This window comes from Mycobacterium sp. (assembly GCF_052143115.1).
In the GTDB taxonomy this organism is placed as follows: domain Bacteria; phylum Actinomycetota; class Actinomycetes; order Mycobacteriales; family Mycobacteriaceae; genus Mycobacterium.
Map to the genome: position 1 here is coordinate 1 of NZ_JBKQTQ010000090.1, position 16,312 is coordinate 16,312.

Consider the following 16,312-nt stretch of genomic DNA (forward strand, 5'->3'; position numbering starts at 1 on the left):
TTGTCGATCACATCGAGGCGGGCTCGCTGCATCGTCTCGGGGCGCAAACGGTTCACGACCAAGCCGATGATCGTCAAGGTGGCCAGCACCGGGCGCACGAAGATCGCCGACAACAGCGCGAGCAGGCTGGACTGCCAGCAAGCAGGCCCGAAGTGCGACGTCTCGGGTCGATCGGGCCAGTCGGATGAGTTCACGATACTGAGGGTATCGGGTAGTTGGGCGTCGCCAACTGTGAGCTTGGCATCGGCTCGCGGCGATTGTTGCGTAGGCCACTCGCGCGCCCGAACGTCGGCCGACCGTTAAGCAAAGCGTTGCAATTCCTGTCGCGGGTCGCCACGATTTTGCGCCGAACAAGATCGGATCGGAATAGGCTCGAGAATTGGGCGCGTCGACAGCGGCGAGTCTTATGTGATTCGAAGGTACTCGAGAGGAAGAAATGCGCGCGATAACCAAAAGAACAGCGCTGTTCTCGATCGGAATTGCGGTGTTCGCGCTGGTCGGCGTGGGTTGCCACAAACAGACCAACTCCAGTCAAGCCGCAAGTTCTGCAAGTTCGTCCGCGTCGTCCGCGATGTCATCGGCTGCCGCGGAGCCGACATCCAGCGCGGCGGCACCAACCTCGACGCAGATCGCCGGGAAAAACGGCACGGAGTACACGGTTGAGGGACCGATTCTGGCGAAGTGGGACACGCTCACCGACGATCAAAAGAAGGAGTTGGGCGCCCCGTACGACAACCAGAAAAACACCTTGGACAACAGCGGCGTCTACCAGCAGTTCGATGATGGCGTCCTGATCTATCGGAATGGGCAGCCCGTCTACTTCGTGTGGGGCAAGATCCGCGACACGTGGAATGACAACCAGGCTTCGCAGGGCAAGCTGGGTTACCCGACCTCGGACGAGGTGAAGGAACCCGACGGCACCTACAAGTCGACGTTCGAGCACGGCACCGTCACCTGGAAGGAAGGCGACGAGAAGGCCACCGCCACTTTGAGCTAGTCGGTCCTCACGTTCACCTCGGAAGGTCGGGCAATCCACGCGGGTCGCCCGACCTTTCCTGGTTCAAGACGATGGGGAGCCATGCCGTATTTGCGTGACCGTCGTAGCGTGGAGAGGTGACCGCACCGAACCACTTGCCCCGCACCGTCGGCGAACTGCGTGCCGGCGGGCACCGTGAACGCGGAGTCAAACAGGAAATCCGGGAAAACCTGCTGACCGGGCTGGCCGAGGGTGACGACGTCTGGCCGGGAATCCTGGGCTTCGACGACACCGTGCTACCGCAGCTGGAGCGGGCGCTGATCGCGGGCCACGACTTCGTGCTACTCGGTGAGCGGGGACAGGGTAAGACCCGGTTACTACGGGCACTGGTCGGCCTGCTCGACGAGTGGACCCCGGTGATCGGGGGCGCCGAACTCGGCGAGCATCCCTACTCGCCGATCACCCCCGAGTCGATCCGGCGGGCCGCCACGCTCGGCGATGATCTGCCGGTGGAGTGGAAGCACCGCAGTGAGCGCTACACCGAGAAGCTGGCCACCCCCGACACCAGCGTCGCCGACCTGGTAGGCGACATCGACCCGATCAAGGTCGCCGAGGGCCGCAGCCTGGGAGACCCCGAGACGATTGCCTACGGCCTGATCCCGCGGGCGCACCGCGGCATCGTCGCCGTCAACGAATTGCCCGACCTGGCCGAGCGCATCCAGGTGTCGATGCTCAACGTGATGGAGGAGCGCGACATTCAGGTGCGCGGCTACACCCTGCGGTTGCCACTGGACGTCTTGGTGGTCGCCAGCGCCAACCCCGAGGACTACACCAACCGCGGTCGCATCATCACCCCGCTCAAAGACCGGTTCGGCGCCGAGATCCGCACGCACTACCCGCTGGAACTCGACGCCGAGGTCGGAGTGATTCTCCAGGAGGCGCATCTGAGCGCCCAGGTGCCCGACCATCTGATCCAGGTAATCGCCCGGTTCGCGCGCTACCTTCGGGAATCCAACTCGGTCGATCAGCGATCGGGGGTCTCGGCGCGCTTCGCGATCGCGGCGGCCGAGACGGTTGCAGCCGCTGCGCGGCATCGCGGCGCGGTGCTGGGCGAGACCGATCCGGTGGCGCGGGTGGTCGACCTGGGAACCGTGATCGACGTGTTGCGCGGCAAGTTGGAGTTCGAGTCCGGGGAGGAAGGACGCGAGCAGGCCGTCCTGGAACACCTGCTGCGCCGCGCCACCGCCGACACCGCATCCAGAGCGCTCGGCGGCCTCGACGTCGGTCCGCTGGTGGCCGCGGTTGAAGGCGGTTCCGCGGTGACGACGGGTGAACGGGTCTCGGCAAAGGATGTGCTGGCGGCGCTGCCGGAGTTGCCCATCGTTGAGGCTGTCGCCAGACGGCTGGGCGCGGAATCCGAGGGTGAACGCGCGGCCGCGCTCGAATTGGCCTTGGAGGCGTTGTATTTGGCCAAGCGCGTGGACAAGGTGTCCGGGGAAGGCGAAACTGTCTATGGCTAGCCGTCACTCGTCGCGGTATTCGGCGTATACCGGCGGGCCCGACCCGCTGGCACCGCCGGTGGACCTACGCGAGGCCCTCGAGCAGATCGGGCAGGACGTGATGGCGGGCACCTCACCGCGCCGGGCGCTCTCCGAGCTGCTGCGCCGCGGCACCAAGAACATGCCCGGAGCCGATCGGCTTGCCGCCGAGGCTAATCGCCGACGGCGAGAGCTGTTGCAGCGCAACAACTTAGATGGGACTCTGCAAGAGATCAAAAAACTCCTCGATGAGGCGGTGCTGGCTGAGCGCAAGCAACTGGCGCGAGCTCTGGACGACAATGCGCGGTTCGGCGAGCTGCAACTGGACGCGCTCTCGCCGTCGCCGGCCAAAGCCGTGCAGGAGCTTTCCGACTACGACTGGCGCAGCAGCGAGGCGCGGGAAAAATACGAGCAGATCAAGGATCTGCTCGGGCGGGAGATGCTCGATCAGCGCTTTGCCGGCATGAAACAGGCGCTCGAGGGCGCAACCGACGAGGACCGCCAGCGGGTCGGCGAGATGCTCGACGACCTGAACGACTTGTTGGACAAGCACGCTCGCGGCGAAGACACAAGTGCGGACTTTGAAGAATTCATGCACAAGCATGGCGAGTTCTTCCCGGAGAATCCCCGCAATGTCGATGAGCTGCTGGACTCCCTGGCCAAGCGGGCGGCCGCCGCGCAGCGGTTCCGCAACAGCCTGAGTGCGGACCAGCGTGCCGAGTTGGATGCGTTGGCACAGCAGGCATTCGGTTCACCGGCGCTGATGCAGGCGTTGGGTCGACTCGACGCGCACTTGCAGGCAGCCCGGCCCGGCGAGGACTGGGAGGGGTCGGCGCAGTTCTCGGGCGACAACCCGCTGGGCATGGGCGAGGGCGCCCAGGCGCTGGCCGATATCGGCGAGCTGGAGCAACTGGCCGAGCAGCTGTCGCAGAGTTATCCCGGAGCGACCATGGACGACGTCGACCTCGACGCGTTGGCGCGCCAGCTCGGTGATCAGGCCGCCATCGACGCCCAAACACTCGCCGAGCTCGAGCGTGCGCTGGTCAATCAAGGGTTCCTGGACCGGAGCTCGGACGGCCAGTGGCGGTTGTCGCCGAAGGCGATGCGGCAGCTCGGCGAAACGGCGTTGCGTGATGTGGCACAACAACTTTCCGGCCGTCGCGGTGAACGCGATCATCGGCGCGCCGGCGCTGCCGGCGAGCTGACCGGCGCCACCCGGCCCTGGCAGTTCGGTGACACCGAGCCGTGGAACGTCACCCGGACGCTGACCAATGCGGTACTCCGGCAGGCTGGAACCGCAACCCTCGGCGGCCCGAGCCCGGCCATTCACATCACCGTCGACGACGTCGAGGTCTCCGAGACAGAGACTCGGACCCAGGCTGCGGTGGCACTGCTGGTGGATACCTCGTTCTCGATGGTGATGGAGAACCGCTGGCTGCCGATGAAGCGAACCGCGCTGGCGCTCGACCATTTGGTACGCACCCGGTTTCGTTCGGATGCGTTGCAGATCATCGCGTTTGGTCGCTACGCGCGGACGATCACCACCGCGGAGCTGATGGGGCTGGAGGGAGTGTACGAGCAGGGCACAAACCTGCATCATGCGCTGGCACTGGCCGGGCGGCATCTGCGTCGACACCCGAACGCGCAGCCTGTCCTGCTGGTGGTCACCGACGGCGAGCCGACGGCGCACCTGGAGGATTTGGACGGAGACGGCTCGGCGGTGTTCTTTGACTATCCGCCGCATCCGCGGACCATCGCTCACACCGTGCGCGGCTTCGACGATATGGCGCGGCTGGGCGCGCAGGTGACCATCTTCCGGTTGGGCAGTGATCCCGGGCTGGCCCGGTTCATCGATCAGGTAGCGCGGCGGGTCGAGGGGCGGGTCGTGGTCCCCGATCTCGACGGGCTGGGCGCAGCGGTGGTGGGCGACTACTTGCGATCGCGGCGCAGACGTTGACTATTGCTGGGTCGTGCGGTTCTTCCGCTTGATGCCAACACCGCCCCACAGCGAGAAACCGCGGATCCGCACGGTCGGCGCACCCGGCGTGCCTTCGCCCGTGACATGGTGGTCGAACCCGCCCATCACCCCGTGGCCGTGGATCTCGACGTTGACTTCGGGCGGCAGCAAGATTGTTTGCCCACCCATAATTGAACACGCGTGGATGTCGACCTCGGTGGAGGTGAAGTCGGCGTAGCGGAGGTCTATCACCCCGCCACCCCACAGCGCGAACGTCGTCAACTTCTTGGGCACGTTCCACCTGCCGCGCCGCTCGAACGCACTCATGATCGCCAGCAGCACCATCGACGGAGCGGGCTTGCCCGCGCCGCCACCTGGGGGGCCTACCGACGACCCAATCAAGTCGGACCGCAGGCTATCTAACTCCGCATAGGTCCGCGCCGCGTATGCCCTGGTGAGTCGGTCTTCGTAGTCGCTCATCTGCAGGCGACCCTGAGCGGCAGCGTCAGTGAGCAACTGGGCGACCTGAATGCGATCGGTATCCGCGGCACGCGTCGGCGCATCCCGCTCATCTCGCACGCCCCGCTGCGCCTTTTTGCTCATCACTTACGAGCGTACGACGAACAGATTTTGCTGCAAGGCAACTTCGCTAAACTGTGTCCCCACCTTGTTGGGGGGCCCAGCGTGGTGGGCGTTTCTGCAGGAAAGCGAGCATGCCCTCGCGGGCTTCTTCCGAGACGAACAGTCGCGCCGAGTCGGTGCTGAGCCGCTCGGCGTCGCGGTCAAAGCCGTCCAGGATGGCCGCGGTGGTCAGTGCCTTGGACGCAGCCAACCCCTGTGGTGAGGCGCGCCCGATGTCGGCGACGAGCGACGCCACCGCGGCGCGGACGTCGTCGGCGGCCATGGTGATCAGCCCGATCGCGGCCGCCGTGGCGGCGTCGAACGTCTCGCCGGTCAGGTAATAGCGTGCGGCGGCGCGGGCGGACATCTTCGGCAGCAGGGTCAGCGAGATGATCGCCGGCGCGACGCCGATCCGGGCCTCGGTCAACGCGAAGGTGCTGCGCGGCCCGGCGACCGCGATGTCGCCCGCGCCGACCAGGCCCATCCCGCCGGCACGGACATGGCCGTCGACGGCGACGATCACCGTCAGCGGCGACTCGACGATCGCGCGCAGCAGTGCGGCCATTTCGCGGGCCCGCTCGGCGGCCATCTCGCCCGGATCCGCACCCGTTGCTGCCGAGCCTTCCGACAGGTCGGCCCCCGCGCAGAAGGTGTTCCCGGTGTGGCCGAGCACGACGGCCCGGACCGCGGGATCGGCGGCCGCATCGCGCAGGCCCTGATGCAGCTGGCTGACCAGCGTGGTGGACAGCGCGTTGCGGTTATGCGGCGAGTTCAGCGTCAGCCGTGCGATGTGCCCCTCGACTGTGTACTCAACCAGCCTGTCCATCAGTAGGACCGGGGCAGGCCCAGCGACGTCTGCGCCACAAAGTTGAGCACCATCTCCCGGCTCACCGGGGCGATCCGGCCCAGTCGGGCCGACGCCAGCATGGCGGCGACGCCGTACTCCTTGGTCAGACCGTTGCCGCCCATGGACTGCACGGCCTGGTCGACCGAGCGTGTCGCCGCTTCGGCGGCAGCGTATTTAGCCATGTTGGCGGCCTCGGCCGCGCGCATGTCGTCGCCGCTGTCGTAGAGCATCGCGGCCTTCTGCATCATCAGCTTGGCGAGCTCGACCTCAATGTGGCACTGCGCCAACGGATGCGACAGACCCTGGTGCGCACCGATCGGGGTAGACCACACCTGGCGGGTCTTGACGTAGTCCGCGGCCCGTTCGAGCGCGAACCGTCCCATGCCGACGGAGCTGGCCGCGCCCATGATGCGCTCAGGATTCAGTCCGGCGAAAAGCTGTGCGATGGCAGCATCTTCGGCGCCGACGAGGGCTTCGCTTGGCAGCCGTACGTCGTCGAGGAAGACCTGGAACTGGCGTTCGGGGCTGATCAGCTCCATCTCGAGAGGGGTGTAGCTAAGGCCGGGGGCATCGGTCGGTACGACGAACAGCGCCGGTCGCAGCTTGCCGGTTTTGGCTTCCTCGGTCCGCGCAACCACCAGCACCGCCTGCGCCTGGTCGATGCCGGAGATGTAGACCTTCTGGCCCTTGAGGATCCAGTCCCCGCCATCACGACGGGCGGTGGTGGTGATTTTGTGCGAGTTGGATCCGGCGTCCGGCTCGGTGATCGCGAATGCCATCGTCAGTGAACCGTCAGCGATGCCGGGAATCCAGCGCTGCTTCTGTTCTTCGGTGCCGAACTTACTGATGATCGTGCCGTTGATGGCGGGTGACACCACCATCAGCAGCAGCGCGCTACCCGCGGCCGCCATCTCCTCCATCACCAGCGACAACTCGTACATCCCGGCACCGCCACCGCCGTACTCCTCTGGAAGATTCACCCCGAGGAAGCCGAGTTTGCCTGCCTCCTGCCACAATTCGTCGGTGTGCTCGTGTGCACGGGCCTTCTTCAGGTAGTACTCGCTGCCGTATTTGGACGCCCACGCGGCTACGGACTTGCGCAGCGCTTGGCGCTCTTCGTTTTCGATGAAGCTGGTGTCGGTCATTGCGGATCTCCTTCTTGAACGCTTTCGGGCGACTCCACCCTTGCCAGGACGGCGCCCACTTCGACTTGCTGGCCTGTGTTCACGTTGAGCTCGACGAGCGCACCGTCGGTCGGGGCGGTGATAGTGTGCTCCATCTTCATCGCTTCCAGCCAGATCAGCGGCTGGCCGGCTGTGACGGTATCGCCGACCGCGGCGCCCACCCGGATGACGTTGCCGGGCATGGGCGCTACCAGCGAACCCTTTTCTACGGCCGATCCCGGCTCGGGGAAGCGAGCCAGCGCGACCAGGTGCACCGGGCCGCGCGCCGAGTCGATATACATGTCTGGGCCGTAGCGCGCGATTGCGAAACTGCAAGCCACACCGACGCCGTCGGCCAACACGACCTCGTCCGGCGTCGCCGAGACCAGTCGGGCCGGCTCGTCATCAGTCAGCACCAATCCCGTTCTGGTGAAGCGGTATTCGACTCTGTACTCGTGGTCGGCATCGTCGCGGTAGGTCTTCACCTGGTATCCCGACGCAAGGTTGCGCCAACCGCTGGGAATCGAGCCGAGGACGGTGGCGGTGGCGCGATTGTGTGCCGCGTCGGCGAGTGCGGCGGCGATAGCCGACAACCGGATCGTCGCGTCGTCGGCCAGCGGAGCCGACAGCTCAGCCAGCCCGTGGGTGTCGAAAAAGGCTGTGTCGGTAGCGCCATCGAGGAATGCCGGATGACGCAGCACATTGACCAGCAGCTCGCGGTTGGTGCGCAGGCCGTGTAGGTGGGTTCTGGCCAGCGCGTCGGCGAGCACCAGCGCCCCTTGCGGCCGTGTCGGAGCGTACGAGATCACCTTGGCCAGCATCGGGTCGTAGTGAATCGACACTGCGAACCCGTCGGCGATGCCCGAATCCAGCCGAATCCCGGTTCGCCCACCCAGCGACGAGAACTCGGACCGAACGACCGGCACGTCGAACGTGTGCACCACGCCCGCCTGCGGCTGCCAGCCTCGGGCGGGATCTTCGGCATAGAGGCGGGCCTCAATCGAATGTCCTTGAGCGGTTGGCGGTTCGGCGTCAAGCCGACCGCCGTCGGCCACCGCGAGCTGCAGCTCGACAAGATCCAGGCCGGTGGTCTCCTCGGTGACCGGATGCTCGACCTGCAGCCGGGTATTCATTTCGAGGAAGTAGAACTCGCCGGCATCGTCGGCGAGGAACTCCACCGTCCCGGCACCGGTGTAGCCGATCGCCGCGGCAGCCAGCCGGGCCGCCTCGAAAAGTTTGCCGCGCATTCCCGGTGTGCGCTCAACCAGAGGGGACGGGGCTTCTTCGATGATCTTCTGGTGGCGGCGCTGAATCGAGCATTCCCGTTCGCCGACGGCCCACACGGCTCCGTGGCTATCGGCGAGTACTTGGACCTCGACGTGGTGGCCGGTGGGCAGGTAGCGCTCACAGAAGACCGTCGGGTCGCCGAATGCAGACTGGGCCTCACGCCGCGCCGCGGCGACTTCACCAGGCAGAGTGGACAATTCGCGTACTACCCGCATCCCGCGACCGCCACCGCCCGCGGAGGCCTTGACCAGCACCGGCAGCTGGCCTTCGGTGACGGTGTCGGGGTCGAGTTCGTCGAGCACCGGCACACCGGCGGCAGCCATCATCTTCTTGGACTCGATCTTGGAGCCCATCGCCCGCACCGCATCTACCGGCGGTCCAACCCAAATCAGGCCCGCGCTTTGCACCGCGGCCGCGAACTCGGCGTTTTCCGAGAGGAATCCATAGCCCGGGTGCACCGCGTCGGCGCCTGCCGCGCGGGCCGCGGCGATGATCGTCTCGGCGTTGAGGTAGTCATTGGTCCGCGGCAGCCGCACCCGAGCGTCGGCTTCGGCGACGTGCGGGGCTGCGGCGTCGGGATCGGTGTAGACGGCGACGGTGCCCAGTCCCAGCCGACGGCAGGTCGCGAACACCCGTCGGGCGATCTCGCCGCGGTTGGCAACCAGAACTCGAGTGATTCCCATCAGCTCACATCCGGAAGACGCCGAAGTTCGACGCCCCTTTGATCGGGCCATTGGCTATGGCGGACAAACACATTCCCAATACGGTGCGGGTGTCGCGTGGGTCGATCACCCCGTCGTCATAGAGCATCCCGGACAACACCAACGGTAGCGACTCGGCCTCGATCTGGCCTTCGACGGCGGCCCGCATCGCCGCGTCGGCTTCCTCGTCGACTTGCTGACCCCGTGCCTCGGCAGCGGCCCGGCTCACGATCGACAACACCCCGGCCAGCTGGGCGCCGCCCATCACGGCGGCCTTGGCGCTCGGCCAGGCGAACAAAAACCGCGGATCGTAGGCCCGGCCGCACATGCCGTAGTGGCCGGCGCCGTACGAGGCGCCGATCAGCAACGAGATGTGCGGCACCGTGGAGTTGGAGACGGCGTTGATCATCATCGATCCGTGCTTGATCATGCCGCCCTCCTCGTACTCCTTGCCCACCATGTATCCGGTGGTGTTGTGCAAGAACAACAGTGGCGTGTTGGACCGGTTGGCCAGCTGGATGAACTGGGTGGCCTTTTGCGACTCCTCGCTGAACAGCACACCGCGCGCGTTCGCCAGAATGCCCAGCGGGTAGCCGTGCAGCCGGGCCCAGCCGGTGACCAGCGACGAGCCGTACAGCGCCTTGAATTCGTCGAATTCGGAGCCGTCGACGATGCGGGCGATTACTTCCCTGGGATCGAACGGGATGCGCAAATCGGATGGCACGATGCCGATCAGCTCCTCGGCGTCGAACAGCGGCTCGACGACCGGTGCGGGTGCGGGTCCCTGTTTGGCCCAGTTCAGCCGCGCTACGATTCGACGCCCGATGCGGATGGCGTCGAGTTCGTCGACGGCGAAGTAGTCACCCAAACCCGAGATGCGGGAGTGCATTTCGGCGCCGCCCAGCGACTCGTCGTCGGACTCCTCGCCAGTGGCCATCTTCACCAGCGGTGGGCCGGCCAGAAAGACTTTCGAGCGTTCCTTGATCATCACGACGTGATCGGACAGCCCCGGAATGTAGGCCCCGCCCGCGGTGGAGTTGCCGAACACCAGCGCGATCGTCGGGATCCCGGCCGCCGACAGCCTAGTCAGGTCCCGGAACATCCGCCCGCCGGGGATGAAGACTTCCTTTTGGGTCGGTAGGTCAGCCCCGCCGGATTCCACCAGGCAGATCAGCGGCAGACGGTTCTCAAAAACGATCTGGTTGGCCCGCAAGATCTTTCGTAGTGTCCACGGATTGCTGGTGCCGCCTTTGACGGTCGGGTCGCTGGCGAGGATCATGCATTCCACCCCGCTGACAGCGCCGATGCCGGCGATCTGGCTGGCGCCCACCTGGAAATCGCTGCCATAGGCCGCCAGCGGGCACAGCTCCAGGAAAGGGGAGTCGGGGTCGACGAGCAGTTCGATGCGTTCCCGGGCGGTCAACTTGCCGCGGGCGTGGTGGCGCTCGACATACTTGGGCCCACCACCGCCAAGCGCTTTGGCGAGCTCGGCCTCGATTTCAACGAGTCGTGTGCTTGCTGCCGCCGCCGCGTCGGAATAGGCGTCGCCCGTCGGGTCGAGCGCGGATCGCAGGATGGTCATGACTGGTACCCGAGGGTTTTCGCGGCCAGCGAGATCAGGATTTCGGTTGTGCCGCCGCCGATACCGAGGATCCGCATGTCCCGGTACTGGCGTTCGACTTCTGACTCGGACATGTACCCCATGCCGCCGAACAGCTGAACGGCTTGGTTGGCCACCCATTCGCCCGCCTCGACGGCGGTGTTCTTGGCGAAACACACCTGCGCGACGAGGTTGGTCTCGCCGGCCAGTTGGCGCTCCACCACATTGTGCGCGTAGACGCGGGCGACATCGATGCGACGGGCCATCTCGGCGAGCGTGTTCTGCACGGCTTGGCGGGAGATCAGTGGCCGGCCGAACGTCTCGCGGTCGCGGCACCACTGTACGGTGATGTCCAGGCACCGCTGGGCGCTCGAATATGCCTGTGCCGCAAGGGCGATGCGTTCTGCGACGAATGCCTGCGCGATCTGGGCGAAGCCGCTGTTCTCCGCCCCGACCAGGTTGGCCGCCGGAACGGCCGCGTCGGTGTAGGACAGCTCCGCGGTGTCCGAGGACCGCCAGCCCATCTTGTCCAGCTTGCGGGTGACTTGAAAACCAGGAGTACCCCGGTCCACCACCAGCAACGAGACCCCGCCCGCGCCGGGTCCACCCGTGCGCACCGCGGTGACGACGTAGTCGGCGCGCACCCCGGAGGTGATGTAGGTCTTGGCGCCGTTGACGATGTAGTGGTCCCCATCCCTGACCGCCGTGGTGCACAGGTGCCCAACATCGGAACCGCCGCCGGGCTCGGTGATGGCCAGCGAGCCGATCTTGTTGCCGGCCAACGTTGGCCGCACGAACGTCTCGATCTGCCGCTCATCGCCGGAGGCGATGATGTGCGGTACCGCGATGCCGCAGGTGAACAGCGACGCGAAAACGCCGCCTGGCGCGCCGGACTGATGCATCTCTTCGCAGATGACCACCGCGTCCGCGCCGTCACCGCCACCGCCGCCGACGGCTTCGGGAAAGTTCGCACCCAGCAGCCCGGCCTCGCCGGCCCGGCGGTGCAGGTCGCGGGGCAGGTCGCCGGTGCGTTCCCAGTCGTCGACATGGGGCAGGATTTCGCGTTCGGCGAAGGAGCGCACTGTCTTTCGCAACTGTTCGCGCTCGGGCGTGTTCCAGATGTTCACAAGAGCCCTTCCGGGATGTCCACGTGGCGGCTGCGCAACCATTCGCCCAGCCCCTTGGCCTGCGGGTCGAATCGAGCTTGGTAGGCAACCCCCTGGCCCAGGATGCCCTCGATGACGAAGTTGACCGCGCGCAGGTTGGGCAGCACGTGGCGGGTGACGTCGAATTCGGCCGCCTCGGGCAGCAGTTCCTTGAGCAGCTCGACGGTCAGGGTGTTGGCCAGCCAGCGCCATTGTTCGTCGGTGCGGACCCAGACCCCGACGTTCGCCGAGCCGCCCTTGTCGCCGCTGCGGGCGCCGGCGATCCGGCCCAGCGGCGCCCGCCGGTTCGGGCCGGCGGGCAATGGCTCCGGCAGCGGCGGCGCATCGGCCGGGGCCAGCTCGAGAGTATCGGTGGCAGAAGGAATCTCGATTCGGGTGCCATCGGCGTGAACGGCGATGTGCGGCACCTGGGTGGCGTCGACATAGCCGGGGGTGAACACCCCGTACACCTGACCGTCGCCGGGCGGAGCGGTGACGGTAAAGCCCGGATAACTGGCTAGTGCCAATTCCACTGCGGCCGCAGAAAACTGGCGTCCGACGTTCGCAGGGTCGGGGTCGCGGACCACGCAGCGCAGCAGGGCGCTGGCCGCTTCTTCGGTGTCGGCGTCGGCGTGGTCGGTGCGGGCCATGGTCCAGTCCAACTCGGCGGGCTTGACGGTGAGCGCACCCTCCAATTGGCGACGCACCAACTCGGCCTTTTCTTCGATATCGAGGCCGGTGAGCACGAACGTCATCGCGTTGCGGAACCCGCCGATGCTGTTCAGCGAGACCTTCAGCGTGCGCGGCGGTGGTTCGCCGGCCACCCCGCTGATCTTCACCCGATCGGCGCCGTCGGCGGACAGTTCGATGGTGTCCATCCGGGCCGTGACATCCGGGTTGGCGTAGCGAGCGCCGCCGACCTCGTAGAGCAGTTGCGCGGTGACGGTGTCGGCGCTGACCAACCCGCCGGTGCCCGGGTGCTTGGTGATCACCGACGAGCCGTCGGCGTGGATCTCGGCCAGCGGGAAACCGGCATAGGTCAAATCCGGGACCTCGGTGAAAAAGGAGAAATTGCCGCCGGTGGCTTGGATGCCGCATTCGATCACGTGGCCGGCGACCACGGCGCCGGCCAGTTGGTGATAGTCGGTCCGGTGCCAGCCGAAATGTGCGGCCGCCGGCCCGACGGTCACCGACGCGTCGGTGACCCGGCCGGTGACGACGACGTCGGCGCCGCTGTTGAGGCAGTCGACGATGCCCCAGGCGCCCAGGTAGGCATTGGCCGTCAGCGGCGCGCCCAGCCCCAGTTCCTCGGCGCGTGGCGCCAGGTCGTCACCGTCGACGTGGGCGACCTGGGCCGGCACACCCAGGCGCTGGGCCAGGGCGCGTACCGCGTCGGCGAGGCCGTCGGGGTTTAGGCCGCCGGCGTTGGCGACGATGCGCACCCCGCGGTCGTGCGCCAGGCCCAGGCACTCCTCGAGCTGGGTCAGGAACGTCTTGGCGTAGCCGCGATCAGGGTGCTTCATCCGGTCGCGGCCAAGAATCAGCATGGTCAATTCGGCCAGGTAGTCACCGGTGAGGTAATCCAGCTCGCCGCCGGTCAGCATCTCGCGCATCGCGGCGAGTCGGTCACCGTAGAACCCCGAGCAGTTCCCAACCCGGACCGGCGCAGAGGAAACACCAGAAGAAGCCATGCCTGTCGTCCTCCCTCCAGCCGCCACCCGGTCGTTACCAACCAACCGGTAGGTTAGCGGGTACCGCCGGTGTCACGTCAAGGATGCTCCTTCGGGATGGGGCCTGCGCCTGCCAGGTCCGGGCGCCGATTTTTGTGCGCAGCAGGTCACCGACTATTATTGATTGCAACTTCGCCGTCGAGGCTGCTTGCGCGGCGACCCCCCTACCAGTAGTAAGGCCCGATTATGGCTGTGCCAAAGCGCAGGATGTCACGCGCGAACACCCGGAGCCGGCGCGCACAGTGGAAGGCTGCCAAGCCCGAACTCGTCGGTGTGACGGTGGCCGGCCAGCACCACAAGGTGCCGCGCCGGCTGCTCAAGGCGGCGCGCCTCGGACTGATTAACCTGGACCGCCGCTAACTTTTTCGCCATGAGCCTTGCCGCCCGGCAACGACGCGGGCCGCACCGCGGCCCGGCGAAGAGCTGGGCAATTAGCCCGCGCGCCTCTCAGGCCGCTCTCAGGCGATTGGATGAAACTGGTGGCCGTGCGAATTCTTGTCGTTGACGACGATCGAGCGGTGCGCGAGTCGCTTCGCCGCTCGCTTTCCTTCAATGGTTACTCGGTCTCGTTGGCGGAAGACGGCGTCGAGGCTCTTGAGATGATCGCCGCCGACCGGCCTGACGGGCTGGTTCTCGATGTCATGATGCCGAGGCTGGACGGCCTGGAAGTATGCCGTCAGCTGCGCAGCACGGGTGACGATCTGCCGATCCTGGTGCTGACCGCCCGCGACACGGTCTCCGAACGGGTTGCCGGCCTCGACGCCGGCGCCGACGACTATCTGCCGAAGCCGTTCGCGCTTGAAGAGCTGTTGGCCCGTATGCGGGCGCTGCTGCGCCGCACCAGAATCGAAGACTCCGCCGAGGCCGTGGCCATGACGTTCGGAGATCTCACCCTCGACTCGGCGACCCGTGAAGTCACTCGCGGGCAACGCCAGATCAGCCTCACCCGCACCGAATTCGCTCTTTTGGAGATGTTGATCGCCAATCCGCGACGGGTGCTGACCCGCAGCCGGATTCTCGAGGAGGTGTGGGGCTTCGACTTTCCCACCTCAGGTAACGCGCTGGAAGTGTACGTCGGATACCTGCGTCGCAAGACCGAAGCAAATGGAGAGCCGCGATTGATCCACACCGTGCGCGGGGTGGGTTACGTGCTTCGCGAAACACCGCCCTGATGCCCTTGTTCCACCAGCGGAGTCGAGCTCAGCTGCGAGCCAGCACCTCGCTGTCGCTGCGGTGGCGGGTGATGCTGCTGGCGATGTCGATGGTGGCGATGGTGGTCATCCTGATGGCGGTCGCCGTGTACGCGGTGATCTCCGCGGCACTGTACAACGACATCGACAACCAGCTGCAGAGCAGAGCTCAGCTCTTGATCGCCAGCGGATCGTTGGCGGCCGATCCTGCGAAAGCCATCGAGGGCACCGCCTATTCGGACGTCAACGCGATGCTGGTGAACCCCGGCCGATCGATCTTCACGGCCAACCAGGAGGGCCAGACAATGCCGGTCGGACCGGCGGAGAAGGCGGTCATCCGCGGCGACCTGTTCATGTCGCGGCGCACGGTGGCCGATCAGCGGGTGCTGGCCGTTCATTTGCCGAACGGGAGCTCGCTGCTGATCTCCAAGAGCTTGGCGCCGACCGACGCGGTGATGACGAAGCTTCGCTGGGTGCTGCTGATCGTCGGCGGGGTCGGCGTCGCCGTGGCCGCGGTTGCCGGTGGGATGGTCACCCAGGCCGGGCTCCGTCCGGTGGGCCGGCTGACCGAGGCGGCTGAGCGGGTGGCCCGCACCGACGATCTGCGGCCCATCCCGGTGTTCGGCAGCGACGAATTGGCACGGCTGACCGAGGCATTTAATTTGATGCTGCGAGCCCTGGCCGAATCTCGGGAACGCCAGACACGTCTGGTCGCCGATGCCGGCCACGAGCTGCGCACCCCGCTGACGTCGCTGCGCACCAACGTCGAGCTGCTTATAGCCGCGATGGAACCGGGTGCGCCGCCGCTGCCTGAACAGGAGATGGTCGACCTGCGGGCCGATGTGATAGCGCAGATCGAGGAATTGTCAACGCTGGTAGGCGATTTGGTGGACCTGACCCGAGACGACGCCGGCGAAGAAGTAGCGCACGAACCGGTCGACGTCAGCGAGATCATCGACCGTTGCCTCGAGCGAGTACGGCGGCGCCGCAACGACATTGAGTTCGATGTCGACGTGACGCCCTGGCAGGTCTACGGCGACTCCGCCGGCCTGTCGCGTGCGGTGCTCAACCTGATGGACAATGCAGCCAAGTGGAGTCCGTCGGGGGAGACGGTAGGTGTCAGGCTCCGGCAGCTGGACCCATCGCACGCCGAGTTGGTGGTGTCCGACCATGGGCCGGGGATCCCGGCGCAGGAGCGGGCACTGGTGTTCGAACGTTTCTTCCGCTCGACCGCGGCGCGGGCGATGCCCGGATCGGGTCTTGGGCTGGCGATCGTCAAACAGGTGGTCCTCAATCACGGCGGCGCGCTGCGCGTCGAGGACACCGTCCCGGGTGGCCAGCCCCCGGGGACGTCGATCTATGTGTTGCTGCCCGGACGGCCGATCCCGCCATTGCAGTACCCGACTCCTGAGGCGGCTGCGGCGGATGTTAACTCCTTGACAAAAACGGGGAACTCTCCAGGTCCAGCGAACGTTATCTCAGTCGAATCTCAGACCACGCAGGCAAGGTAGTTCTCCAGTTACTGTTTGAGTCTGAACCGACCGTTCAAGGAAAGAG

The 16,312-nt window shown here is 66.3% G+C and carries 13 protein-coding genes and 1 pseudogene; 6 read left to right on the forward strand and 8 right to left on the reverse strand.

All coding sequences use genetic code 11. The annotated features are described in order from the left end of the window. Positions 1–194, reverse strand: a pseudogene (locus ACLQI9_RS09890) (alpha/beta hydrolase); the annotation flags it as partial. 290 nt (positions 195–484) lie between these two features. Here ACLQI9_RS09890 and ACLQI9_RS09895 point away from each other — a divergent pair. From ACLQI9_RS09895 to ACLQI9_RS09905, 3 genes are all read left to right on the forward strand, one after another. After that, on the forward strand, positions 485–997 hold the full coding sequence (locus tag ACLQI9_RS09895; RefSeq protein ID WP_442376091.1) for an LGFP repeat-containing protein: 513 nt from the start codon (positions 485–487) through the stop codon (positions 995–997). A gap of 116 nt (positions 998–1,113) precedes the next feature. After that, positions 1,114–2,496, forward strand: a complete 1,383-nt coding sequence (locus ACLQI9_RS09900) for a sigma 54-interacting transcriptional regulator (protein WP_442376092.1) — start codon at positions 1,114–1,116, stop codon at positions 2,494–2,496. Continuing rightward, a complete protein-coding gene (locus ACLQI9_RS09905; protein WP_442391597.1) occupies positions 2,489–4,471 on the forward strand; it encodes a vWA domain-containing protein in 1,983 nt (660 codons plus the stop codon). The genes ACLQI9_RS09900 and ACLQI9_RS09905 overlap by 8 nt, the downstream gene beginning before the upstream one ends. On the opposite strand, the gene ACLQI9_RS09910 is transcribed toward ACLQI9_RS09905, so the two are convergent. The 7 genes from ACLQI9_RS09910 to ACLQI9_RS09940 are packed head-to-tail and all read right to left on the reverse strand — an operon-like array spanning position 4,472 to position 13,526. Continuing rightward, the gene (locus ACLQI9_RS09910; RefSeq protein WP_442391599.1) at positions 4,472–5,074 is read right to left on the reverse strand and encodes a DUF1707 SHOCT-like domain-containing protein; all 603 of its coding nucleotides are present in this window, start codon (positions 5,072–5,074) and stop codon (positions 4,472–4,474) included. It lies immediately after the preceding gene. Between the two features lie 46 nt (positions 5,075–5,120). Next, positions 5,121–5,918, reverse strand: a complete 798-nt coding sequence (locus ACLQI9_RS09915; RefSeq protein WP_442378268.1) for an enoyl-CoA hydratase family protein — start codon at positions 5,916–5,918, stop codon at positions 5,121–5,123. Further along, on the reverse strand, positions 5,918–7,084 hold the full coding sequence (locus ACLQI9_RS09920; protein ID WP_442378269.1) for an acyl-CoA dehydrogenase family protein: 1,167 nt from the start codon (positions 7,082–7,084) through the stop codon (positions 5,918–5,920). The genes ACLQI9_RS09915 and ACLQI9_RS09920 overlap by 1 nt, the downstream gene beginning before the upstream one ends. Beyond that, on the reverse strand, positions 7,081–9,072 hold the full coding sequence (locus tag ACLQI9_RS09925) for an acetyl/propionyl/methylcrotonyl-CoA carboxylase subunit alpha (protein ID WP_442391601.1): 1,992 nt from the start codon (positions 9,070–9,072) through the stop codon (positions 7,081–7,083). Before ACLQI9_RS09925 ends, ACLQI9_RS09920 begins: the two co-directional genes overlap by 4 nt. 4 nt (positions 9,073–9,076) lie before the next feature. Further along, positions 9,077–10,666, reverse strand: a complete 1,590-nt coding sequence (locus tag ACLQI9_RS09930) for an acyl-CoA carboxylase subunit beta (protein WP_442378285.1) — start codon at positions 10,664–10,666, stop codon at positions 9,077–9,079. A 2-nt stretch (positions 10,667–10,668) separates the two neighbouring features. Next, a complete protein-coding gene (locus ACLQI9_RS09935; RefSeq protein ID WP_442391603.1) occupies positions 10,669–11,817 on the reverse strand; it encodes an acyl-CoA dehydrogenase family protein in 1,149 nt (382 codons plus the stop codon). Continuing rightward, on the reverse strand, positions 11,814–13,526 hold the full coding sequence (locus ACLQI9_RS09940) for an acyclic terpene utilization AtuA family protein (RefSeq protein ID WP_442391605.1): 1,713 nt from the start codon (positions 13,524–13,526) through the stop codon (positions 11,814–11,816). Before ACLQI9_RS09940 ends, ACLQI9_RS09935 begins: the two co-directional genes overlap by 4 nt. Before the next feature lie 225 nt (positions 13,527–13,751). Here ACLQI9_RS09940 and rpmF point away from each other — a divergent pair, with 225 nt between their 5' ends. The 3 genes from rpmF (at position 13,752) to ACLQI9_RS09955 (ending at position 16,266) form a co-directional block, all read left to right on the forward strand. Then, positions 13,752–13,925, forward strand: coding sequence for a 50S ribosomal protein L32 (gene rpmF / locus ACLQI9_RS09945; RefSeq protein ID WP_325680874.1), 174 nt, complete (start codon positions 13,752–13,754; stop codon positions 13,923–13,925). Between the two features lie 125 nt (positions 13,926–14,050). Beyond that, entirely contained in the window at positions 14,051–14,737 is a 687-nt protein-coding gene (locus tag ACLQI9_RS09950) for a response regulator transcription factor (protein ID WP_442378286.1), read from the forward strand. Continuing rightward, positions 14,737–16,266: an ATP-binding protein gene (locus ACLQI9_RS09955; protein WP_442378273.1), complete on the forward strand. Its 1,530-nt coding sequence runs from the start codon at positions 14,737–14,739 to the stop codon at positions 16,264–16,266. The genes ACLQI9_RS09950 and ACLQI9_RS09955 overlap by 1 nt, the downstream gene beginning before the upstream one ends. Positions 16,267–16,312 lie beyond the last annotated feature (46 nt).